Genomic DNA, 254 nt, shown 5'->3' with positions numbered 1-254 from the left:
GCGTCCAGGAGGGGCAGGAGTTGGGTGACGTCGTGGCGGTTGCCGCTGGTCAGCGTGACGGCGAGCGGGGTGCCGTGCCGGTCGACGATCAGGTGGTGCTTGCTGCCCGGCCGGGCACGGTCGACCGGCGAAGGTCCGGTGTGAGCCCCCCTTTGAGGGCCCTGACGTGCGAGCCGTCGATCGCGGCGTCGTCCATCTCCAGCAGCCCTGCCGCCCGGAGTTCGGCGAGCAGGACCTCGTGCAGGCGGGGCCAC

At 72.8% G+C, this 254-nt stretch carries 1 pseudogene; it reads right to left on the bottom strand.

Going from position 1 to position 254, the window contains the following annotated elements:
- A pseudogene (locus IE98_RS0141795) lies at nt 1-254 on the bottom strand (transposase); the annotation flags it as partial.

The organism is Streptomyces sp. NRRL B-24484 (assembly GCF_000717715.1).
Lineage (GTDB): Bacteria > Actinomycetota > Actinomycetes > Streptomycetales > Streptomycetaceae > Kitasatospora.
This window is presented reverse-complemented; position numbering and strand designations above follow the sequence as displayed.